1 protein-coding gene is annotated in these 323 nt (G+C 70.0%); it reads right to left on the bottom strand.

Annotated elements, in window-relative coordinates:
- On the bottom strand, positions 1 to 323 hold a 323-nt coding region (locus tag VSR72_RS44100), incomplete at both ends, for a RuBisCO large subunit C-terminal-like domain-containing protein (protein WP_342958428.1).

Raw genomic sequence — 323 nt, 5'->3', positions numbered from 1 at the left:
TGCCTGTGCGATCCGCATGCTCGTTGACCACCCGCATCACCGCACGCACCCGATCGTCGAACGGACAGTGCGGACCGTCGCCCTGCAGTTCGTCGTCCTTGATGAAGTCGATGCCGCCCGCCACCAGTTCGCGCACCTGCTGGGCCGTCTCTTCGGGCGACAGCCCCACGCTCGGCTTGATGATCGTGCCGATCAACGGGCCCCGCCCGACACCCGCGAGCCTACGCGTGCCCTCGATCCCGAAGGCCGGCCCCGGATACGCGGCGGCGAACGACGGCGGCAGACGCAGCCCCGTCAAGCGCAGACCCGCAACCTGCCGCAGC

The sequence above is a fragment of the Paraburkholderia sp. JHI869 genome, assembly GCF_038900775.1.
Lineage (GTDB): Bacteria > Pseudomonadota > Gammaproteobacteria > Burkholderiales > Burkholderiaceae > Paraburkholderia.
The sequence above is the reverse complement of the archived record's forward strand: the minus strand, read 5'-3'. Positions and strand labels throughout refer to the sequence as shown.